The 20,578-nt window shown below is 59.5% G+C and carries 25 protein-coding genes; 17 read left to right on the plus strand and 8 right to left on the minus strand.

The features are described 5' to 3' along the window. Positions 1 to 86 precede the first annotated feature (86 nt). The 5 genes from tpiA to ACLB1Z_RS09180 all read left to right on the plus strand — a co-directional run bounded on the left by tpiA (position 87) and on the right by ACLB1Z_RS09180 (position 4,367). Complete coding sequence (gene tpiA, locus ACLB1Z_RS09160) at positions 87 to 863, plus strand: triose-phosphate isomerase (protein WP_409563030.1); 777 nt, start codon at positions 87 to 89, stop codon at positions 861 to 863. Beyond that, positions 863 to 1,423 (plus strand): hypothetical protein, encoded by a 561-nt coding sequence (locus tag ACLB1Z_RS09165; RefSeq protein WP_409563031.1) that lies wholly within the window; start codon positions 863 to 865, stop codon positions 1,421 to 1,423. The genes tpiA and ACLB1Z_RS09165 overlap by 1 nt, the downstream gene beginning before the upstream one ends. Positions 1,424 to 1,567: 144 nt before the next feature. Beyond that, positions 1,568 to 1,948: a preprotein translocase subunit SecG gene (gene secG, locus ACLB1Z_RS09170; protein ID WP_409563032.1), complete on the plus strand. Its 381-nt coding sequence runs from the start codon at positions 1,568 to 1,570 to the stop codon at positions 1,946 to 1,948. 106 nt (positions 1,949 to 2,054) lie between these two features. Next, the gene (locus ACLB1Z_RS09175) at positions 2,055 to 2,633 is read left to right on the plus strand and encodes a hypothetical protein (protein ID WP_409563033.1); all 579 of its coding nucleotides are present in this window, start codon (positions 2,055 to 2,057) and stop codon (positions 2,631 to 2,633) included. Between the two features lie 105 nt (positions 2,634 to 2,738). Beyond that, positions 2,739 to 4,367, plus strand: coding sequence for a CTP synthase (locus tag ACLB1Z_RS09180; protein ID WP_409563034.1), 1,629 nt, complete (start codon positions 2,739 to 2,741; stop codon positions 4,365 to 4,367). A 160-nt stretch (positions 4,368 to 4,527) separates the two neighbouring features. Here ACLB1Z_RS09180 and ACLB1Z_RS09185 read toward each other — a convergent pair whose 3' ends face one another. Continuing rightward, positions 4,528 to 5,733: a hypothetical protein gene (locus ACLB1Z_RS09185; RefSeq protein ID WP_409563246.1), complete on the minus strand. Its 1,206-nt coding sequence runs from the start codon at positions 5,731 to 5,733 to the stop codon at positions 4,528 to 4,530. 191 nt (positions 5,734 to 5,924) lie between these two features. On the opposite strand from ACLB1Z_RS09185, the gene ACLB1Z_RS09190 reads away from it, so the two are divergent. Beyond that, positions 5,925 to 6,317, plus strand: coding sequence for a polymer-forming cytoskeletal protein (locus ACLB1Z_RS09190; RefSeq protein ID WP_244420993.1), 393 nt, complete (start codon positions 5,925 to 5,927; stop codon positions 6,315 to 6,317). 83 nt (positions 6,318 to 6,400) lie between these two features. Here ACLB1Z_RS09190 and ACLB1Z_RS09195 read toward each other — a convergent pair whose 3' ends face one another. Beyond that, entirely contained in the window at positions 6,401 to 6,655 is a 255-nt protein-coding gene (locus ACLB1Z_RS09195; protein ID WP_013947240.1) for a hypothetical protein, read from the minus strand. Between the two features lie 416 nt (positions 6,656 to 7,071). On the opposite strand from ACLB1Z_RS09195, the gene pqqA reads away from it, so the two are divergent. Together pqqA and kdsA are read left to right on the plus strand one after the other, a co-directional pair. Then, on the plus strand, positions 7,072 to 7,161 hold the full coding sequence (pqqA, locus tag ACLB1Z_RS09200) for a pyrroloquinoline quinone precursor peptide PqqA (RefSeq protein ID WP_013947273.1): 90 nt from the start codon (positions 7,072 to 7,074) through the stop codon (positions 7,159 to 7,161). Positions 7,162 to 7,273: 112 nt separating this feature from the next. Further along, entirely contained in the window at positions 7,274 to 8,140 is an 867-nt protein-coding gene (kdsA, locus tag ACLB1Z_RS09205; RefSeq protein ID WP_409563035.1) for a 3-deoxy-8-phosphooctulonate synthase, read from the plus strand. A gap of 259 nt (positions 8,141 to 8,399) precedes the next feature. Here the strand turns inward: kdsA and ACLB1Z_RS09210 are convergent, their stop codons facing one another. The 6 genes from ACLB1Z_RS09210 to ACLB1Z_RS09235 all read right to left on the minus strand — a co-directional run bounded on the left by ACLB1Z_RS09210 (position 8,400) and on the right by ACLB1Z_RS09235 (position 13,668). Beyond that, the gene (locus ACLB1Z_RS09210) at positions 8,400 to 8,639 is read right to left on the minus strand and encodes a hypothetical protein (RefSeq protein ID WP_013947242.1); all 240 of its coding nucleotides are present in this window, start codon (positions 8,637 to 8,639) and stop codon (positions 8,400 to 8,402) included. Positions 8,640 to 8,859: 220 nt separating this feature from the next. Next, complete coding sequence (locus tag ACLB1Z_RS09215; RefSeq protein ID WP_409563036.1) at positions 8,860 to 9,522, minus strand: hypothetical protein; 663 nt, start codon at positions 9,520 to 9,522, stop codon at positions 8,860 to 8,862. A 19-nt stretch (positions 9,523 to 9,541) separates the two neighbouring features. Next, positions 9,542 to 10,516 carry an ABC transporter permease gene (locus ACLB1Z_RS09220; RefSeq protein WP_409563247.1) on the minus strand — a complete coding sequence of 325 codons (975 nt, stop codon included), beginning with the start codon at positions 10,514 to 10,516 and terminating at the stop codon, positions 9,542 to 9,544. A gap of 44 nt (positions 10,517 to 10,560) precedes the next feature. Next, on the minus strand, positions 10,561 to 11,340 hold the full coding sequence (locus tag ACLB1Z_RS09225; protein ID WP_013947245.1) for an ABC transporter ATP-binding protein: 780 nt from the start codon (positions 11,338 to 11,340) through the stop codon (positions 10,561 to 10,563). 25 nt (positions 11,341 to 11,365) lie between these two features. Beyond that, positions 11,366 to 12,349 (minus strand): YVTN family beta-propeller repeat protein, encoded by a 984-nt coding sequence (locus tag ACLB1Z_RS09230; RefSeq protein ID WP_013947246.1) that lies wholly within the window; start codon positions 12,347 to 12,349, stop codon positions 11,366 to 11,368. 56 nt (positions 12,350 to 12,405) lie between these two features. Further along, on the minus strand, positions 12,406 to 13,668 hold the full coding sequence (locus ACLB1Z_RS09235) for an ABC transporter substrate-binding protein (protein WP_409563037.1): 1,263 nt from the start codon (positions 13,666 to 13,668) through the stop codon (positions 12,406 to 12,408). Positions 13,669 to 13,976: 308 nt separating this feature from the next. On the opposite strand from ACLB1Z_RS09235, the gene ACLB1Z_RS09240 reads away from it, so the two are divergent. Genes ACLB1Z_RS09240 through ACLB1Z_RS09280 form a run of 9 tightly spaced genes read left to right on the plus strand, consistent with a single transcriptional unit; the run spans position 13,977 to position 20,570 of the window. Next, positions 13,977 to 14,492, plus strand: coding sequence for a DUF3280 domain-containing protein (locus ACLB1Z_RS09240; protein ID WP_409563038.1), 516 nt, complete (start codon positions 13,977 to 13,979; stop codon positions 14,490 to 14,492). Continuing rightward, positions 14,489 to 15,469 carry an ABC transporter substrate-binding protein gene (locus ACLB1Z_RS09245; RefSeq protein ID WP_409563039.1) on the plus strand — a complete coding sequence of 327 codons (981 nt, stop codon included), beginning with the start codon at positions 14,489 to 14,491 and terminating at the stop codon, positions 15,467 to 15,469. Before ACLB1Z_RS09240 ends, ACLB1Z_RS09245 begins: the two co-directional genes overlap by 4 nt. Continuing rightward, positions 15,432 to 16,244 carry an ABC transporter permease gene (locus tag ACLB1Z_RS09250; protein ID WP_409563040.1) on the plus strand — a complete coding sequence of 271 codons (813 nt, stop codon included), beginning with the start codon at positions 15,432 to 15,434 and terminating at the stop codon, positions 16,242 to 16,244. The genes ACLB1Z_RS09245 and ACLB1Z_RS09250 overlap by 38 nt, the downstream gene beginning before the upstream one ends. After that, positions 16,232 to 16,972, plus strand: coding sequence for an ABC transporter ATP-binding protein (locus tag ACLB1Z_RS09255; RefSeq protein ID WP_409563041.1), 741 nt, complete (start codon positions 16,232 to 16,234; stop codon positions 16,970 to 16,972). The genes ACLB1Z_RS09250 and ACLB1Z_RS09255 overlap by 13 nt, the downstream gene beginning before the upstream one ends. Before the next feature lie 33 nt (positions 16,973 to 17,005). Further along, a complete protein-coding gene (locus ACLB1Z_RS09260; RefSeq protein ID WP_409563042.1) occupies positions 17,006 to 17,740 on the plus strand; it encodes a (5-formylfuran-3-yl)methyl phosphate synthase in 735 nt (244 codons plus the stop codon). Next, positions 17,737 to 18,204 (plus strand): dihydroneopterin aldolase, encoded by a 468-nt coding sequence (locus tag ACLB1Z_RS09265; protein ID WP_409563043.1) that lies wholly within the window; start codon positions 17,737 to 17,739, stop codon positions 18,202 to 18,204. Before ACLB1Z_RS09260 ends, ACLB1Z_RS09265 begins: the two co-directional genes overlap by 4 nt. Continuing rightward, positions 18,197 to 18,811 (plus strand): uridylate kinase, encoded by a 615-nt coding sequence (locus ACLB1Z_RS09270; RefSeq protein ID WP_409563044.1) that lies wholly within the window; start codon positions 18,197 to 18,199, stop codon positions 18,809 to 18,811. The genes ACLB1Z_RS09265 and ACLB1Z_RS09270 overlap by 8 nt, the downstream gene beginning before the upstream one ends. Then, the gene (locus ACLB1Z_RS09275; RefSeq protein WP_409563045.1) at positions 18,811 to 19,392 is read left to right on the plus strand and encodes a DUF447 domain-containing protein; all 582 of its coding nucleotides are present in this window, start codon (positions 18,811 to 18,813) and stop codon (positions 19,390 to 19,392) included. Before ACLB1Z_RS09270 ends, ACLB1Z_RS09275 begins: the two co-directional genes overlap by 1 nt. Next, positions 19,389 to 20,570, plus strand: a complete 1,182-nt coding sequence (locus ACLB1Z_RS09280) for a class I SAM-dependent methyltransferase (protein ID WP_409563046.1) — start codon at positions 19,389 to 19,391, stop codon at positions 20,568 to 20,570. Before ACLB1Z_RS09275 ends, ACLB1Z_RS09280 begins: the two co-directional genes overlap by 4 nt. The last annotated feature ends 8 nt before the right edge of the window (positions 20,571 to 20,578 follow it).

Below are 20,578 nucleotides of genomic sequence, written 5' to 3' on the forward strand. Positions count from 1 at the left end.
AAGGGTGCCTCTGAAGAGGTTACGGAGTGTTCACTGGGGTGAGCCTCTAAAGAGGGCATGTTAGCGTCCGCAAAACGAGGAACGGCATGGGGAAAACAGGGCGCGAAATTCGGCCTCTGGTTGCGGGAAACTGGAAAATGAACGGCCTGAAGGCGAGCCTCGGAGAGGCGATGGCCGTGCGGGACGCCCTTCAAGGGCCGCTCGCGTCGCTCCCTGCCGAGGTGATGATCGCCCCACCTGCAACGCTGATCGCCGGGTTTGCGGCGGAGCTGGGGAGCAGTCCGGTGCTGCTCGCCGGGCAGGACTGTCACCCGAAGCCGTCAGGAGCCCATACGGGCGATATCGCCGCCGAGATGCTGAAAGATGCTGGGGCTTCGGCCGTTATCGTTGGGCATTCCGAACGGCGAACCGATCATGGCGAGACAAGCGCAGACGTCAGGGCGAAAGCCGAAGCCGCCCACCGCGCGGGGCTCGTTGCTATCGTTTGTATCGGGGAGACGCATGCGGAGCGACTCGCGGGTTCGACGCTCGCCGTTGTGTGTGGGCAACTCGAAGAATCAATGCCGGAATTGTCCACCGCGGCGAATACGGTCGTCGCTTATGAGCCGGTCTGGGCCATCGGGACCGGGCTGACACCGTCTCCGGACGACGTGAAAGATGTTCATGGAGCGATTCGTGCGCGCCTAGTCGCGCAGTTCGGCGTGGAAGGCGAGGCGATGCGCATTCTCTATGGCGGGTCGGTTAAACCCGACAATGCGGCGACGCTGATGGCGGTGGAAAACGTTGATGGCGCGCTCGTCGGCGGCGCCAGCCTTAAGGCGAGCGATTTTCTCGCCATAGTTCGGGCATATGAGAACGTCTGATGCGCTTTATTCACCGAACCATTCTCGTTGCCACGCTGGTCCTTGCGCCGAGTGTCGCTTGGGCAACGAAGCCGAAGCTCGATCCGGAAACCTGCAACTCGTTGCGACTTGAGCAGATCAAGTTTCGGCAGTCGGGCATTCTTACCGATATGAGCAAGGGCGCAGCCTGGGGTAAAGCCAACTTGTCGGCGGAACGGTTACGCGAGATCCAGCACTATCTGGAACTCGACGAGCAGGTTCAGTTCGGCTGCCGTGACGCGAAGGTTACCGCCGAGGCGAAACGCGCCAGCGAGGCTGCTGCCCGGATCGAAATTAATTCCGACGCCGATCCGACGGCGCCTGTTGCCAAGGACCCACCGAAGCCCGGGGCGGCAGCGGCGGACAGCAAGGACACGGCACCTAAGAAGGCGGTCAAGAAGACCGTTCACAAAAGCAAACCGACGAAATCGTCAAAGGCGAAGAAGACTGACGACAAGGAGTCGAATGCCGGCTCGAGCAAGGGGACGAATGCAAGCTCTTCTGTCGCGGAGGGCGAGGTTTTGCCCTGGGCATCGCATTGAATTGACAGGCAATACACCCCAAATCCTGGAATTGCGCCGGAACGGCTTTTCGGCGCGGATTTGAGGACTGGCCGATTGGGCGAGGGTGGTGTATAGCCCGTCGCTCATCGGGTCTCGACCCGAACATTTCTGGAACCGGATTTCATGGCTACCGTACTCCTCGTCATTCATTTGATGATCGCCGCGACGCTTGTCGGCGTGGTGTTGCTGCAGAAATCGGAGGGCGGTGCTCTCGGAATCGGCGGTGGCGGCGGTGGCGGCTTCCTCACGGGGCGGGGCACGGCCAATCTTCTGACGCGGACCACGGCAGGTCTTGCGGCGGCCTTCTTCACGACCAGCATCCTATTGACGTTGCTCGCTAATCATTCGACGCCGCGTGGATCGGTGTTCGATTCGGTTCCGGGTGCGACGGCGCCTGCGAACGGCTCGGCGCCTGCTGCCGGCTCCAAGACCGAGCCGGGCCGCGGCGGCATTCTGGACAAGCTCGAACAGCCGCACGGGCCGCTCGTTCCGCAAAACCAGTAGTTCGGTTTCTGCACGTTTTATGTGCGTGACTTGAGCCTATAGATCGCGAGGGTCTGGACCCTCGCGAGGTTCCCTGCAAATGTGCGGCGGTGTGGGGGACTTGATCATGGTGGATACAAGCATAAGCAAGCTGTCAGCCGGGCTGCGCGCTGCGCGGCCTTTCGCAATTCTTGCGGCCGCGTCGAGTGTCGTCGCTACTCTGGGCGGGTGCGGATCGACTTTGAGCGATATGACCACCGCCTCGGTGACGAATTATCAGGCGGCCAACCTTTTCGCGCCAGCCGGATACAGCATCTCGCAGAACACGGACGGGAGCCTGCATATCACTGCAGCGGGGTCGCCGAGCACGCCCGCCGACCGGCTAAGCAAGATCGCGATGGCGGCGGCGGCCGATTACGGCGACCAGCAGCACCAGAAGACGTTTACCGCGACGCCGCCACAGACGACGTTCAAGTGCGGAAAAACAAAGACGACCGACAAAGGCAAGGTCATCGACATCAAGCCGATCGACCTCCGGGTCGTTTCGATCGACGTGACCTACGGACGGGATGGAATTGCGCCCGCGGCTCGAAACTCGAAAGAGACGGCCGCGCAGCTCAAGTCCGAGCTGGCGTCCGAGAGCGTTCCTCCCGACGTCCAGGCGGCCGCGACACAAGAGGTCGCCCAGCAGTGCGGACGGAGTTAGAGTGGCCCGTTTGTTTCAGTTCTGAGCGTTGCGACCTTTTCTATTGGTGAAGGTGCAAAAAAACCGCTTCCGAATCCGGGGGAGGGTGTGCCACAACCAAGGCCCATGCAGCGGTATATCTTCATCACCGGCGGCGTGGTCTCCTCTCTCGGCAAAGGCCTAGCGTCCGCCGCTCTCGGCGCGCTTCTTCAGGCGCGTGGCTATTCGGTTCGGCTCAAGAAACTTGATCCCTATCTGAATGTCGATCCAGGGACCATGAGCCCCTATCAGCACGGCGAAGTGTTCGTTACGGACGATGGCGCCGAGACGGACCTCGACCTTGGTCATTACGAACGTTTCACCGGCGTGCCGGCGAAGCGGTCGGACAATGTCACGACCGGGCGGATCTATCAGGACATTCTCGCGAAAGAGCGGCGCGGCGATTATCTCGGCGGCACCGTGCAGGTCATTCCGCACGTCACCGATGCAATCAAGAATTTCGTGCTGTCGGGGAACGAGGACGTCGACTTCGTCTTAACGGAGATCGGCGGCACGGTCGGTGACATCGAAGGACTGCCGTTCTTCGAAGCCATCCGCCAGCTCGGTAACGAGCTGCCGCGCGGCGCGTCCGTCTTCATCCATCTGACGCTGATGCCGTACATCCCGTCGGCGGGCGAGCTGAAAACCAAGCCGACGCAGCACTCGGTCAAAGAATTGCGCTCGATCGGCATTCAGCCCGATATTCTGCTCTGCCGTTCGGACCGCGATATTCCGGTCGGTGAGAGGAAGAAGATCGCGCTGTTCTGTAACGTCCGGCCCGAGGCGGTCATTCAGGCGCTCGACGTCGCGTCGATTTACGACGTGCCGCTGGCGTATCACCGTGAGGGCCTCGACCGCGAGGTGCTGCACGCGTTCGGCATCACCGGCGCGCCGAAACCTGATCTGGCGCGCTGGGAAACGATCTCCCGCGGCGTCGCGCAGCCCGAAGGCCAAGTGACGATTGCCATCGTCGGCAAGTACACTGGCCTCAAGGACGCCTACAAATCGTTGAACGAAGCGCTGGTGCACGGCGGTATTGCCAATCGCGTCAAGGTCAAGCTCGAATGGATCGAGAGCGAGATCTTCGAGAGCGAAGACCCGGCACCGTATCTCGAAGGCGTCCACGGCATTCTGGTGCCGGGCGGCTTTGGTGAGCGCGGCTCGGAAGGCAAGATTTTAGCGGCGAAGTTCGCGCGCGAGCGGCGCGTTCCCTATTTCGGCATCTGCTTCGGCATGCAGATGGCATGCATTGAGGCGGCTCGTAATCTCGCGGGCATCAAGGATGCAAGCTCGACGGAATTCGGCGAAACCAAAGAGCCGGTCGTTGCGATGATGACGGAATGGATGCGCGGCAACGAGCTTGAGCAGCGCCGTCAGGGCGGCGAGCTCGGCGGCACGATGCGGCTTGGCGCCTACGAGGCGTTGCTTGCGGAAGGCAGCAAGATCGCGAGCATTTACAAGTCGAACGATATCTCGGAACGGCATCGCCACCGCTACGAAGTCAACATGCGGTATCGCGCCGATCTGGAGAAGGCGGGCTTGCGCGTCGCCGGAACGTCGCCGGATGGATTGCTGCCGGAGACGGTCGAATACCCGGACCATCCGTGGTTCATCGGCGTGCAGTATCACCCGGAGCTGAAGTCGCGGCCGTTTGAACCGCATCCGCTCTTTGCGAGCTTCATCAGCGCAGCCGTGGTGCAGAGCCGGTTGGTTTAGGTCGGACGGCAACACTCGTCATTCTCAGCCGAGCGCGGCGAAGCGGCGTCGAAGACTGGGAATCCAGCTTGACGAGTGCCGAAGGCTCAATACTGCGATAGTGGCTTTGCGCGGGATCCCCGGCCGTCGCAAGTGCTCGGCCGAGGATGACTACAGGGTATTACCGTGTCTCTGCAAATGCCTCTGCCAACGCCTTGGCACCCGGCAATTGCGCTTCGCTTTCCATCTTAGCATCGGTTGCGGCCAAGAGCTTAGCGACCGTGTTGTTGCGAATGGCAACGGGGTTTCGCTCGTAGCCGCCTTGCTGGAAGAAGTTCGACGTCGGCACCTTCTTGCGCAGCGCGTCCGACATCGTGACCATGTCGAAGCCGTTGCCGTCGCCGGTCAGGTTCATCATCTCAAGTTCGGCGGCGGTGAGGGGCGCGGTATAGCCTTTACGCCTCGCGTAGGTCACCGACGTCAAAAGTTTATGGACCTGCAGCAGCGGTCCGACGTCGACGTCGAGAATGAGCGCATGGATGGCTAGCCCCTTCGACGTGCGCGCAAGGCGGGCGTGCGCGGACCAGCGATCCGGTACGCTGCGGCTGAATGCGATCATGCGTTTGAGGGTGGCGATTTTGTCCTCGAGCTTGTCCCGGCGCGGGCCGCTGGCATCTCGCACTTTTGCGCGCAACGCCGCGAGGATCTTGTCGCCCGCTTCCGCAAGCAGTTCGATGCTGTTGGTCGTGAGCAGCTGGTTGTAACCGAGGGCGGTCGTGATGGCACGCGCGCCGGGGCGATCGTATTCGAGGCCCGCCTGTACGGCGTAGCCGCCGTTGCCGCCGGATTCAAAGGCGTAGACTTTCACGCACTGCTCTGGCGTCAGGCCTGCCGCACGCGCTGCGCGCGCGTAGGTGCGGCGGTAAGCATCGTCAGATGATGGTTGGTCCGGCATAAAGCCAAAGTGTGTCTGCGCTTGTTCCAGGAAGTCTGCGGCGACGGGCACATATTCGCCTTCGGCGCGCGGGCTTTCAGGATTGATGGGCTTGGGCGGCCCGGTATAGAGCGGCGGCTGTTCGAGCACATAATCGGCGGCAGTCGGTTGCTCGCCGTTTCGCTGTTTGGCGATGCGCCGTTTCCGTTTGCTTTCGACAACCGTCCAATAGGGATCGGCCAACTCGTTATAAGCCGCACGCGCTGCTTTGTAGATTGCCAGCTTCTGCCGGTAATCAGCGATCTGCTGCGTGAGGTCGTCGGCGTGCGCGTTAAAGGGCACAGGAGAGAGCGCAACGAAAGCAACCGCAGTGCACACGCTCGCGAATGCATTTCGAATTTTGGTCCGCAAGCTGCCCATCGTTCGCACCGTATGTGGATTTGCGCCGTTCATGCCCTCGTGCCGCTGCAATCGCGTGCCCTTCTTTTCCTAGCGGGACATGCCCTTTTGTTATGTTCAGAGTGGATCAATCCCAGGGGGTTTTTATGTTCAGTCGCGAGTCACGAGCAGATACGCGTGCGGAAACGGCACGGCAAACGGCAACACCAGCGGCCCCGCCGCGATTTTCCGGACCGATGGGAATCGTGTCGAATAATCCGAGTCCAGGCTATTCATCCGTGTCCCCTGACCGGCCGACATCTATCCTTGGGCCGGATATTTCGATCTTCGGGCAGCAGCTTATCTTAAAGACCAAAGGCTCGCTGCTGATTCAGGGCCACATCGAGGGCGACGTTCACGGCGAGTCCGTGACGGTTGATAATGGCGCACACGTCAAAGGTGTCATCACTGCGCGCACGATTGCCATTCAGGGCGGCGTCAAAGGCGAACTAAAAGGCTCGAACGTCATTCTGCATGAGCATTCGGTGGTGGAAGCCAGCATTGTGCAGGAAAAGCTGACGATCGCCGAGGGTGCGCACTTCGAAGGTAGCGTCAAGAAAGCGAAGGACGCCAGCGAAGTCACGCCCGATCTTTCGTAATCGCGCGTTGCCTTGCGAAACAAAAATCCCGGCGCATCGGCGCCGGGATCGCATGTCGTACAATCGGTTTTCTCAGACGCGCGTTATGGCGTCGTTGCCGGAGCGGCTGGCGCAGCCGGAGCGGTGGCGGCAGGTGTCTCGGTCGTGACCGTCGTCACGTCGAGCGTCAAGATGCCGGTGTAGAGCAGGCCGCCGAAAACGATGGCGAATATGATTGCCGTCGCGAGAGCGTTCAGCACGCGGTTCGAGAATGAAACCAAGTTCCCCACGAGATCGAGGATGAATACGATCACTGCGCCGAGCAGAACGGGTTCCAGCCAAGGATATTTTTCGAACATCTTCGTAGTCCTCACCTATTTATTTTTGCCGCCTCCCGAGTCGCGGCTTGCCGTGCAGCCTTACCATGTCTGATGCGCCGTTGAGGCGACAACGGGTTTTAATGGCGTTGTGAGGGGCCCGGCTGACGCTCCAGGAGCACACTTGGCTGCCTCCCTGTGGTTATCGGCGACGCGTTCAAACAACCTCAAATAAGTCCGTTTGCAGGTCAGGGTTGTTGCAAAATCGCATTGCATCGGTGACGGGAAATCGATGCAGATTCAAAATCTCAGCGAATGAAATGATATAACGCGTCACTATTTCGTGATCACGAAAAGTTTGAGCGGCGTTAGCGAAAAGAGATTGGAATTTTGGCAGTTATCTAACTATGTGAGTTCGCAACAGGAACAAACCTGTCGGAATACGTGGAGGACACACCATGAAGACCTGGACGAAGCCGGAAGTTCGCGAGCAGGAAGTTGGTCTGGAAGTTACGTCGTACCTTCCGGCTGAGATCGACCTGATCTAACGAATTCGAACCTTTTGGTTCCTAAAACGGCGGCCTTGGGTCGCCGTTTTTGTTTTGGGGAACTCGGTGTCGGGGGTCGCGGACGGCCTTGTCGGCGGCTATAACCCTCGCCATGACACAGCATGAGACCCTAAAGCCTGCCCGCGAGGTGCGCGTCGGAAATGTCCGCTTTGCGAATGATGCGCCGATTGCCGTGCTCGCCGGGCCTTGCCAGATGGAAAGCCGGGCGCACGCGCTGGAGATGGCGGCGGCGCTAAGCGAAATCTCAAAGACGCTCGGAATCGGGCTCGTCTACAAATCGTCCTTCGACAAGGCCAATCGGACATCACTGACAGGGCGGCGCGGCATCGGGCTTAAGGCTGCCTTGCCGGTCTTCGCTGAAATCCGCGAGACGTTCGGGCTGCCCGTCGTGACCGACGTGCACGAGGTTGCGCAATGCGCGGCTGTCGCCGAGGTGGTCGACGTCCTGCAGATCCCGGCATTCCTGTGCCGGCAGACGGACCTGCTCATCGCGGCAGCTAAGACCGGACGTGTCGTCAAGATCAAGAAAGGGCAATTTCTCGCCCCCTGGGACATGAAGAATGTCGTCGCCAAGGTAACGGGCTCGGGCAATCCGAATGTTCTGGTGACGGAGCGCGGGTCGAGTTTCGGCTACAATACGCTCGTCGTCGACATGCGGGCACTGCCGCAAATGGCGGAAACCGGTGCTCCGGTCATTTTCGATGCGACGCATGCCGTGCAGCAGCCGGGCGGGCAGGGGACGTCGTCGGGCGGAGATCGGCGGTTCGTGCCGGTGCTGGCGCGCGCGGCGGTTGCCGCTGGCGTTGCGGGGTTATTTATCGAGACGCACCAGGATCCGGATAAGGCGCCGTCGGACGGGCCGAACATGGTTGCGCTCAAAGACTTCGGTGCGCTCATTGCCGAACTGCAGGCGATCGACAACATCGTCAAAGCACAAAAGGCCGCGAGCCAGACCTGAAGCTCGCGCCCTTCTGTACGTGCCTAGCTCTTTTGGTTCCGCTCCGGCCGATTCAGAGCACCACCAAAAGGCTTCGTGTGATCTTGTCGTGTATCGAGTGACTTCCGTCCGTGCGCCCGGACGGCATGCTTTTTATGCGGGTCGTGACTTCAAGAGTGCTTCAAAGTCGTAGTGGCCGTGGCATTTCCCTCTCGCCGCCGTTTCCGCACGAGCCGTCGCGATCGGCTTTTGCATCCGCATTGGCGAGAGTATTCGTTTTTCAGGCTTTGGCGGACCAGAGCTCAGTAGCCAACGCATTGACTTGAGCGGGGCTCGTGAGAGCGCCGAACTGTCCGTCCTTCGTGACCATGATGCCGGCAACGCAGGCATGCTGGGCGCAGGAAGACAGCGACGTTCGTCCGACGTTGATGGCGGCGATCGCCATCGACGTCATGAGCAGGCTCATCGTCGAAATGCAGGAGACGTAGGCAAGGGCACGCGAGACAAGTTCTTGGTGCATGGTCAACCTCACAACGCGAGACTAGGGATGACGACACGTTTCACTTGCGGTGTTGGCTTCGGGGCCGGAACAGAACCGGCGGCGAGAGCCGATGTGTTGACAGTGCATCAACCTTGGTTAAGGACGCGTTAAGGCTAATGAAGCGTGAATAAAAAAATCGGGCGGCGCGTCACCCGCCGCGCCACCCGAATAGAGCCGTTGATGGTTGAAAACGAGCGCCCTAGCTTTTCATCTCGGCGCGAATGGCACGAGCGAGAGCGCCGGCGCGTTCGTCAATCAGCTGGGGAATTTCACACGCAATCGGGATGTTCGCCTGCTTCTCCTGGAAGGTGCGAATTTCCCATTTGTATTTTTCCTGCTTGTTCGAAAGCTTTGAAATTTCGCCGGCGGGTCCGCTCGACTCGTCGGTGATGCCCATTTCGTTTTCAGGGGGCAGCTCCAGCCCTTCGGCCTCAATTTCCTTTGCGCGCTCCATCTGGCGCTTATGGAAGCGTTCAATGCCTGACATAACGATCTTGCGGTTCTCGTTGGTGCGGGTCAGGACGGCCGAGAAGAGTTCCGTCAGCTTCGCGTCGCGCTGATCAGCGGGAATGCTGGCAGCATACTTCTTGATCGCGGCTTCGGCGTCATCTTCCTTGATGCGGCGCGAGATCAGATATTGCGAGAGCGTGCGGATTTTTTCGTCGTTCCGCCAGCTCTTGGTGTCTTTAATTTCGGGGCCATCCCAGATCGTGGCTGCCGACAGCATCGGCACCTTGCGGTAAACGCAAGGCCACTCATTCTTGTCCTGCTCATCGGCGAACGCAGGCGATACGGCCGACCATGTCAGCGGTGCCAGCATAACGAATGCGGTCCCCAGGGCGGCGCGACGGAGAAAGTTCATTTTCATTGTCAATCAAACCTCAGGCTGCTCCTCCAGGGCCGCCGCGCCGAGCGATCAACCCTTTCGAGGGATTATAGGCAAATACCGCCGCGGCAAGAAAAACGATCGTGCAGCCGACGACGATGGCAAGGGACACGGTATCGACCTGTCCATACAGCCCAAAGCGGATGAGTTCCACTGCATACGTGAACGGATTGAGGCGACAGATCTCGAAAAGTGCAGGGCTCGCTTCGCGGATACGCCACAGCGGATAGAGCGCGGACGACGCAAAGAACATCGGAAAGATCACGAAATTCATGACGCCCGCGAAATTCTCAAGTTGCTTGATGACCGACGACATCAGGAGGGCCAGGGAGCCCAGCATTAAACCCGCCAGCACGATTGCGGGAATTACAGTTATGTAACCTGCAAACGGCTGGATGAAGTCGGGCAACGAGAAGAGCGAGGTCGTAACGGGATCGGACATGGTCGGAATCACACCGCCTGCCCAGGTCGGCGGATCGTAGAACGTAAAGAGCTTCAGGTCGGTGACGGGCGGTGGCTCGATGCCCCAGAACCACGCAACCAACATGAACGCGTAGGCTTGCAGCAGAGCAACGCACACGCCGCCGAGCAGCTTCGAAAGCAACAGGAACGAGCGCGGAAACGGACTGACGAGCAATGTCCGCATCGTACCCGTCTCGCGATCGTAGACCATCGATAGCGACGACTGCATGGCATTGAAAAGGAGGATCATCGCGATCAGGCCAGGTGCGATGAACTCTTCATAGAGGACATAGGTCTGGTAGGGCGGGATGATCGAAATGCCGAGCGTCTGGCGGAAGCCAGCGGCAAAGATGAATAGCCAGATCAACGGTCGAACGAGGGCCGATAGGAACCGTTCGCGCTGATGCAGATAGCGAAGAATCTCGCGCCAGACGATGCCCTTGAAGCAGGCGAAGTAACCCGCGATGCCAAGACGGCGGCGCGCGTCATCCTCGCTGCCGTGATACATGGCGGAAATGTTATCGGGACTCGTGGTCGCCGCTTGCGATGACATCAGGCGGCCTCTTCGATCGTTGTTTTGGTTCCCGTCACCGTGCGAAACGCTTCGCGGACGCTGGACGTTCCCGTCAGCGTCAGGAGCTGCGGTACCGGGCCGTTATAGAGAATGACGCCCTTGTGCAGAATGACGACCTGATCGGTGCGCAAGACTTCGTCCATCAGGTGGGTCGCCCATAAAACGCCGAGCTTTTCCTTGGCGACGAGATCGCGGACGATCTTCAGGACGCTTTCGCGCGAGCCGAGGTCGAGGCCAACGGTTGCCTCATCGAGCAACAGCAGATCGGGACGGTGCATCATTGAGCGCGCAATCTCGACGCGCCGGACCTGACCGCCGGACAGGGCGCGGACTTTTTCGTTGGCGCGATCCGCCAGTCCGACGAGCTCTAGCGCTTGTTGCGCGCGCCGTGTCGCCTCGCGGCCAGCGAAGCCATGCAGGGCGGCATGGTACTTCATGTTCTGCATCAGCGTCAGATCGACGTCGAGCGTGCGGCTCTGGAAGACGACGCCGAGGCGTTGCAGCGCCTGCGACGCCCGTCTGCGGACGTCGAACCCGCGAATGAAGATTTCGCCGGTGACGTTGTCATAGAGGCGCGTGATCAACGAGAACAGCGTCGATTTTCCCGCACCGTTGAGGCCCAACAGCACGACGAACGCGCCTTGCTCGACAGTGAGCGAGACGCGATCGAGAACCTTCCGGTCACCGAAACTGTGGCTCACGCCGTTGACGACGAGGGCCGGCGTTTGCTCGGCTTCGGCCGTGACAGTCGATGCCATAATCGTATTCAGTCCTTTTCGTTCGTTACTTCGGCGAGACCACGACGCCCCAGGGATAGCGACCGACCTTGATCGATTTGATCGCCTTCAAGTTGGCAACGTCGATGGCGGTCACATCGTTCGAAGCGCCGTTGGTCGTGAATAAAAGTTTGCCATCGGGGGTGAAGTACATCTGCCAGACGCGCTGGCCAACCAGAATATACTTCAAAACTTTGAACGTCTTCGTGTCGATGACGGCCACGCGGTTGGCTGGGCCGAGTGCGACGAAGGCGATCTTGTCATCCTTGGTGATGCGGATGCCGACCGGCTGGATCGCTTCCTGCTCGATGCCCGGGATAGAGAAGTTGATCTTGGCGATGATCTTACGATCAGCCGGATTGATTACCGCCACCGTGCCGCCGACCTCAGATGACACCCACAGCTGGGTCTGGGCCGAATTGAACATTGCGACACGCGGGCGGCTATCGACGAGGACGTTGTCGAACAGCTTGTGCGTGGTGGTGTCGATGAAGTGCGCCATGTTCGTCGTTTCGGACGTATTGACGAGCACTTTGCCGTCGGGGCTCATGCCCATGCCCTCGGGTTCGACGCCGACGGGAATTTCGGTGATGACCTTCGAGGTCTGGATGTCGACGACGGTTACGAGGTTGTCGTCCTCATTGGCGATGTAAAGGCGACGCCCATCGGGGTGCAGCGTGAGCAATTCCGGGTCGGGGCCGGACGGAAGAGATTTTATGTATTGGAGCGTTTTTGCGTCGTAGACCTTTACGTCGTTGTCGTCGCTCGTGCAGATGATGATCCACTTGCCATCATTCGACATGACGATGCCGCGCGGGCGCTGGCCGACTTTTGCGGTCTTGATGACTTCGAGTTTATCGGTGTCGATGACCGAGACGGTATTGTCTTTTTCGTTGGTGACGTAAGCCGTATAGGCATCGGCAGGTGTCACGCCGAAAGATGCAATCGCGGCGGTGACCAGCGCGGGCATGAGCGTTGAAAGTCGCGACATTCTAAACTCCGGTTGAGAAATACGCGCCGAATGACGGGCGCGCGAACGACTGCGGATCATTGCGTATAGGCTTTGCACTTGGTCTCCGGCTTATCGATGCCGAGCGTATCGAGCAGACTGAACTGATGCAGGAAACCCGGTTGTGGGGAGACGCTAACAAATATCTTCTGGGTGCTGACGAGCAGCGGTTCGCGGAGCTGGCCGTTCCAGCCGCGAAAGCTCACAGCGACTCCTTTGAAGGCGGCAACGTCGAATTTCGGCGAGTGAATGAAGTCTTTCAGCGTTTTGAAGTCGGTCGAACGCGTCCGTGATGCCGCTTCGCCGACGACACGTGTTGCAATCCAAGCGTCGTAATCGAGCGGTCGCATGATGCGGCCGGTCAAACGTTTGAAGCGGTTCTGGAACTGGGTCGCGCCCCATTGTTCAAGCGCTGGGTGCCAGCTTCCGGGAACGAGACCCGCCGAGCCGACGATCGGACGCGGAACCCAGGTTCGATAGGGAAAGTAGTCGCCGAAGACTTGGTCTTCGTCGACGACGAGGACGACGTCGTGGTCCTTGGCCCCCTGCATGAATTGCGAGATTTGTTGCTGGATCTGCTCGAATCCCCCGTCGGCGCGGCGGTTGCCAGTGTCGACGTTGAACTTGCGCTCCTCGACGATTTTTGCGCCGAATTTTTTCGCCGAGCGGCGATAGGCATCGGCGAGAAGCTGGTCGTTGGCGCTCGGGCCGATGACCATCAGCATGTTCGGCCAGCGCTTCCACACCAGATACTGCACGAGTGCATCGGCCAGCATCGTGCGTGTCGGCGCCGTATGCAGGATATTGGCGCGGCAGTCTTCCTCCCGCAGGCGATCGTCCGGGTTGCCGACATTGAAAATCTGTGCGGGCTTGCCCTTCATGCCATCGGCAAATTTCAAGAGTGAATCGGGTCCCATGTCGGCGACGATGAAAGCGTTGCCGGCGGCGACCTTGTCGGTCGCCTGCTTGATCAGGTCGTCGATGTCGCTGCCCTCGATGACATCGAGCTTGAAGGTTTGGTTGAGAAAACGGCCCGTCGTGTTGTCGTCGGCGATGCCGAGCTTGGCACCCGCGATGCCGTCATCGGGGTTGGGCTGATCGAGGAGCGAAAGAGGCAACTCCTTTTCCCGGTCCTCTTTCACGTAGAGCATCTGGATAACCGCACCTTGCGGTTGCGATGTCTGCGTCGGGATCGGGATAGGCTGCGGTGCCGTTTGCGCTGCAGCAAAATTGGCAAAGGCAACGCTGCCGGCTGCAAAACCCGTGAAAAAGAGACCGAAAATAGCTGTTTTGGATGGCATCAAGCGGACAAAAGGGCCGGGAGTTGCAATGGGCAAATGATCAAACTCCAATTCGCCTCGCAGCACACGGCAGCGAAGCTCTCGGGCATCAAAGTGTTACTGTGTTGCTAAAAGGGGGCCGTTGGCCGCCTTGTCAAGCTGGACGCTTTCGCCTCGCGCGTTTGTGACCAGTCATTCTATGCAAACGGCGGGTGAACCTCTTGCAATGGCGGGGGGTTAGCGGGCACCTACAGTCTTAGAGCGCTTCGGCCGGGCGCGATGCTCCTCTTACTGTATGAATCCGCTCAGTTACGTGGAAACGAATGTATATGCCCTTGCTCAAGCGCGCTTTTCTCGTCTTTTTCGCATCTTTGTCGATGACGCCCGCAGCTTATGCCGTCACGAAAGCGGCGGTCTTTCCGTTCGATCTTCACGATGCGGAGCAGGACGGACAGCTTATTCCGCAATACAACCCGGACGATTTGCGACGACTGAAGCTGATTGCCGACGAGCTTCGCTCGCTGATGCAGAAGGACGGCAAATATCAGGTCGTCGATCTGTCTTCGAAAGAGAAGGAAATCGAGACGGCCGCGCCGTTCAATCAGTGCAATGGCTGCGAAGTGCCGATTGCGAAGGAAGCGGGCGCCGATATTGCTGTCACGGGCTATGTCGATAAGGTCTCGGGCGCGCTGATCAATCTGGCGATCGTGGCCCGCGACACGAAGACGGGCGAACTGACGAAAACGATGTCCGCCTCGATCAACGGCAACTCCGATGATCTTTGGTTGCACGGTGTGCGTTATCTCTGGAGAAACCGGTTTAACGTCGAGGCGACCTCAAAATGACGATGATCAACCGCCGAGGCATTCTGGCGGCCGGCTCTGCGCTCGCAGCCTCCATCATGATACCTCGCTTCGCATTCGCGGCCGCTCCAGTGCGCCTAACGTCGGTTAAATTTGGCTCGTTGAGCTGGGTGATCGATACAATCCGCACACAAGGGATCGACAAGAAACACAAGCTCGATCTCGATGTGGTCGAGGTGGCGAACAATCCGGCGGCGCCGGTGGCGTTGCTGTCGGGCGCGGCCGACATGATCGTGAGTGATTGGACCTGGGCGCTTCGTCAACGCGCGCGCGGCGATGATCTGAAGTTTTTTCCGTACTCCTCGGCGCTCGGCAGCGTAATGGTCGCCAAGGATAGTCCGATCAAGTCGCTTGGGGATCTCGAAGGAAAAAAGATCGGCGTCGCGGGAACGGGCATCGACAAGAGCTGGATCCTGCTGCGCGCCTATTCGCGCAAGAAACTTGGCAAGGACATTGCCGATTTTGCCGAACCGGTGTTTGGAGCAGCGCCGCTTGTGTCGGAAGAATTCAAGAACAAGCGTCTGGATGCGGTGCTGAACTTCTGGACCTATGCGGCACGTCTCAAGGCTGGCGGCGCCGAAGAATTGCTGGCGATGTCGGACGTCATCAAGGGACTCGATGTGTCGCCAACGCCGGCGCTCGTCGGATTCATCTGGTCGCAAAAGGAGGTTCGCGCTAAGGGGGTGCCGGTTGACGCGCTTCTGGCGGCTGTCTCGGACGCCGACGCGGTGCTGGCGACGTCGGATGCGGCTTGGGAGCGTTTGCGGCCGTTGATCAAGCCCAGCTCAGACGCCGAGCTTGTTGCGATCAGAGACTACTATCGGTCGGGCATCACGCGCTCGTGGGGGCCGGAAGATACCGCGGCGGCGGAGAAGCTTACGAACCTTCTCATTGAACTTGGCGATACGGAACTCGTTGGTGATGGCACCCATTTCGACCAGGATCTCTTCCACACCTAGGCTGATGGCGGCGCCGACGGGTTTCACGGCATCGCTTGAGCGGCTCGCGTGGATGGCCGGGTCGCTGCTGGCGCTGGCTGTTCTCTGGCAGATCATTGCCGTGTACGCGAACAATCGCTATTTGCCGACGCCGCTCGCCGTGTTTGACGTGCTCTGGCGCGAAGGCGCGAACGGCAATCTCTGGAAAGATACTTCCGCAACGCTGGCGCGCGTCGCGGTGGCGTTTGTCGTCTCGATGTTCATCGGCACGACGATCGGGATTTTTCTCGGTCGCTACCGGACAGCCGACAAGTTTTTTGACGCTTGGCTGATCCTGTTTCTCAATCTGCCGGCGCTCGTCACAATCACGCTTTGCTACATCTGGTTCGGGCTGACGGATGCGGCGGCGATCACGGCGGTTGCACTGAACAAGATCCCGAACGTCGCCGTAAATATGCGCGAGGGCGCGCGCAGCCTGTCGAAAGATCTCGACGAGATGGCGCAGATCTACAAATTCGGCTGGTGGAAGACGTTGCGTCACGTGACGCTGCCGCAGCTCGCGCCGTTTTTCGCGGCGGCGGCGCGATCCGGCCTGTCGCTGGTTTGGAAGATTGTGCTGGTGGTCGAAGCCTTCGGGCGGTCGAGCGGCGTCGGTTATCGGCTCAGCATCGCGTTTCAGGAATTCGACGTTAGCACGATCCTGGCGTATGCGCTGGCGTTCATTCTTGTGGTGCAGATCATCGAGTTTGCGGTGTTGCAGCCGCTGCAGGAACGGGTGACCGCATGGCGCCGATGAACGGAGTAAATCTGTCTTCGCCCATACGCGTCGAAGTTCGCAGTAAGGTTTTTCCGGCCGTCGGTAACAGGCCGCCACAGCCCGTGCTCAAGGATATCGCGTTCGAGGTGGCGCCGCGGTCGTTCCTTGTCATCACAGGGCCATCGGGCTGCGGAAAGTCGACGCTCCTGAACGTCATTGCCGGGCTCGACAAGGATTTCGAAGGCAGCGTCGATCTTGGTGCAGCGAAGGATAAGCTGACCTTTATTTTCCAGACGCCACGTCTTCTGCCCTGGCGGACGGTTTACGAAAATATCGCCCTGGTCCTGCCGGAAGGCGATCCGCGCCACGCAGAAATTCCCGACATGCTTGAGCGCGTCGGGCTGAAGGATGCCATGAATGCCTATCCGGAACGTCTGTCGCTCGGGATGCAGCGCCGGGCGTCTCTGGCCAGGGGCTTTATCGTCGAACCCCAGATCCTGCTGATGGATGAGCCGTTCGTCTCGCTGGATGATCCGACAGCGATCAGCCTGCGGGCGCTGTTGACCGGGCTCTGGCACCGCCATCCGACCACGGTCATTTTCGTTACCCACGACCGGGCCGAGGCAATTCAGCTCGGAACGCGCATCTTGCGCTTGGCGCCCGGAAAGGCGAGTGTGGCGCAGGATGTGACCATCAACCTGACCGAGGCGCAGCGACACGACCGGGCTGCCGTCCTCGCGGAGCAAAATCGCATCTTCGCGGCCTGAAGGCCGTCGGCGGACCAATCTCGGAACGACGAAATGATTGACGGTTTGAGACGAGGCACGCCAGCCTTTCTCGCCAGCGTGACGACCGCGGGCGAGGCGGAGATCGCGCTGGCTGGCGGTGCCGACATCATTGATTGCAAAGATCCGGCAGCCGGGGCGCTGGGAGCGCTTAGCGCCGCGACGGTTCGTGAGATCGTGGCAGGCGTCGGCCGCCGCTTGCCGGTCAGCGCAACCATCGGCGATCTGCCGCCCGAACCTGATGTTCTGACGAACGCCGCATCCGATATGGCCGCAACAGGTGTCGATATCGTCAAGATCGGCTTTTTCGGCAGCGAGGACCCGCGGCGCGCCATTGCAGCGTTAGGGGCGGCGCATGCGAGGTCGACAAAGTTGGTGGCGGTCCTGATGGCTGACCAGAACCCGGATTTTGCGCTAGTTGCCGATTTGGCGGACGCGGGATTTGCTGGTGTGATGATCGACACGGCGGGTAAGTCCGCAGGCAGACTGACGACCGTATTGTCCGCGGCGCGATTAATGGAATTTGTACGTTTGGGGCGGGACAATCGGCTTTTTGTCGGGCTTGCCGGATCGTTGCGAGAGAGCGACATCGATATGCTCGCCGGTCTTGGCCCCGACTTGCTCGGTTTTCGTGGTGCGTTGTGTGCTCAGGGGCGCGTAAGCGCCATCGAACTCAGCCGTGTGGTTTCAGTTCGCCGGGCGCTCGATAATGCAAAGCTGTCACTGGCGCGGGAGACGTCCGTCGCATGAAAGACAAGAAAAAGCCGGTCAAATCCAAGGCCGCCGATGTCAGCAACGCACTGAAGCTCAAGAAGGCGACGGCGAAAGCGCGGGAAATCGGCGATACCATTTTTGTCAACGACTTCGTCGTCGATTGCAATGTCGGCGTCTATGCCGAAGAGCAGGGCGTGACTCAGAAGGTGCGGTTCACCGTTGAAGCGCGGCTGGCACCGGACGTGTTCAGCCTCGATGACGCGATGGCCGAAGTGCCGTCCTATGCCGACATCATCGACATGATCGTCGACTTGGCGCGCGGCGGGCATATCAATCTCGTCGAGACGTTCGCCGAACGGATTGCGTCGCAGGTGCTTGTCGATCCACGCATCGCTGCCGTGCGCGTTGCGCTTGAGAAGCTGGAGCGTGGACCCCGGCGCGGCGTTGAAATCATTCGTCCGGCAACGCGTGCTGCGGCGCGCGAGTTTGGCCGTGGCTGAGCGCCATGCGATGAGCGTTCGGCCGCTCGTCATCAAGATCGGCGGCAGCCTAGCCGAGACGGGGCGTCTGGCACCAGTGCTCGCGATGATCGGTGGCGCGCGCATTCCTGTCGTGATCGTGCCGGGTGGCGGCCCCTTTGCCGATGCGGTTCGCAATCTGCAATCGGAAATGCGGTTCAACGATGCTGTCGCGCATCGTCTCGCCATGCTGGCGATGGAGCAGATGGCGGAATGCATCGTGGGGCTGCAGCCCGGCATGACGGTTGCGCGATCGCTGGACGACATTTCAGAAGCGGTGATGGATGGACAAATTCCGGTCTGGGCGCCGTTGCAGATGATCGGCAGCGATAAGACGATACCCGAGAGTTGGGACGTTACGTCGGACGCACTTGCTGCGCGGCTGGCGGAATTGCTTGAAGCGCGCCTCGTGCTTTTGAAATCGGTCAGTGCGAGGGATATTTCGTCGGCAATGGACCTGATGCGTGAGGGGATCGTTGATCCGGTCTTTCCGGAAATTGTTGCGCGCGCCGATCTCGGCTGGTCTATCTTTGGACCAGAAGATGACGCCGCACTGGCGGCGCTTCTGATTGGTGAAGGAACCGCCTGATGCCCCGGATCGTCGAAACGATCATCACGACGTTTAACGCCAACGGCGAAGCGCATATCGCACCGCTCGGTTTGATCGACGATGGCGAGCATTGGGTGATTGCGCCGTTTCGGCCGTCAACGACGCTTGAAAACCTGCGCATCAATCCGTTCGCGGCTGCGAGCCACACGGACGATGTGCGCGTGTTTGCAGGCGCCGTTACAGGGCGCAAGATCTGGCCGCTCCTGCCGACCCGAACGATCAAAGGCGAGCGGCTTGCAGATTGCGTTTCGCATTGGGAGTTGAACGTCGAGAAGGTCGTTGAGGACGACCAGCGTCCGCGCTTTCTGTGCACTATCGTCGACGAAGAAATGCATAAGGCGTGGGAAGGTTTTAATCGTGCGCAGGCTGCCGTTCTCGAATTGGCCGTACTGACGACGCGTCTCCACATGCTGCCGCCGGAGAAGGTCGAGAGCGAGCTGAAGTATCTCGAAATTGCGGTTTCGAAGACCGCGGGCCCGCGCGAAGATGAAGCCTGGGAATGGCTGATGGAGAAAGTTTCGGCGTGGCGGCAAGCGCGTTTCGATCAGAAGACGCCATGACTTCTGCAACAGATGTGAAGGGCGAATTTATCTCGGCGCTCGCGGCGGCTGCCGAAGACGGTTCGTTCGCCAAGCTGGCGCTGGGAAAGTTTCGCGGCGAAGGGGACACGCGTAAGGCGGTCGCGACGCTCGTTCTCATCAAGGATAAGCCGCATCTGAAGCTCGTCACCAGCTATCCGCGCAAGGATGAAACGAAGACATTCACCATAGACCAAGGCGTCGAATTCATCGCGGATCTGATCGGTGCGGATTATATGAGTGCGACGCTGTTTACGAACGTGCGGGACGTTCGCCTCGACTACAGCCGCAAAGGTGTGCCGCACCTCAGCACCGGCAAGCCGACGATGACGTCATCGGCGCCGCAAGCCCATGACCGAAAGAAAGCTTATCTCGTACCGGCAAATCGGCCCTATCTCAAAGGGCTGGAGGTTGCCGATCGCGATGGCCGCATCAAGCCGACGATGCAGGGTAAATATCGCCAGATTTGCCGCTTCATCGAAATTGCAGCGGATCTCATTCCGGAATGCGCGTTCGAAAAATCAACGCCAATTACCGTTGTCGATATTGGCGCGGGCAAAGGCTATCTTACATTCGCGTTCTACGACTACATCACGACGATCTTGCAGCGCGAATGTCGGATGACAGGCATCGAGCTGCGCAGCGATCTCGTTACGCTATGCAACAACCTCGCGCGTGATCTTCATTTCGATGGCTTGAAATTCGTTGCGGAAGAAGCGGCGAAGGCCGAATCGCCGGTGGTTGATATCGTGATCGCGCTGCATGCCTGCGATACCGCAACCGACGATGCTATGGCATTCGGAATCCATTCGGGAGCGCGGCTTATCCTTTCGGCGCCTTGCTGCCAGCATGAAATTGCACCGCAAATCAAAGATACCGGCGAAGGATTGAAAGGGCTGATCAAATATCCGCTTTTGAAACAGCGCCAAGCTGATCTCGTGACCGATGCGGCGCGGGCGTTGCTGCTTGAAGCCTCGGGCTACAAGGTCCGGTTGATTGAATTTGTTTCGACCGAACACACCTCGAAGAATATTCTGATTGCGGCAGTCAAGTCGGCAACCGTTGATCGTTCTGCTGCACTTCAGCAATTCCGGGCATTGCAGAATACAATCGGCTTCTCGGCGCATCATCTCGCATCACAACTCAAGGATGCCGAATAGGCCGTATT

It is taken from the genome of Hyphomicrobium sp. MC8b, assembly GCF_905067615.1.
In the GTDB taxonomy this organism is placed as follows: Bacteria; Pseudomonadota; Alphaproteobacteria; order Rhizobiales; family Hyphomicrobiaceae; genus Hyphomicrobium_B.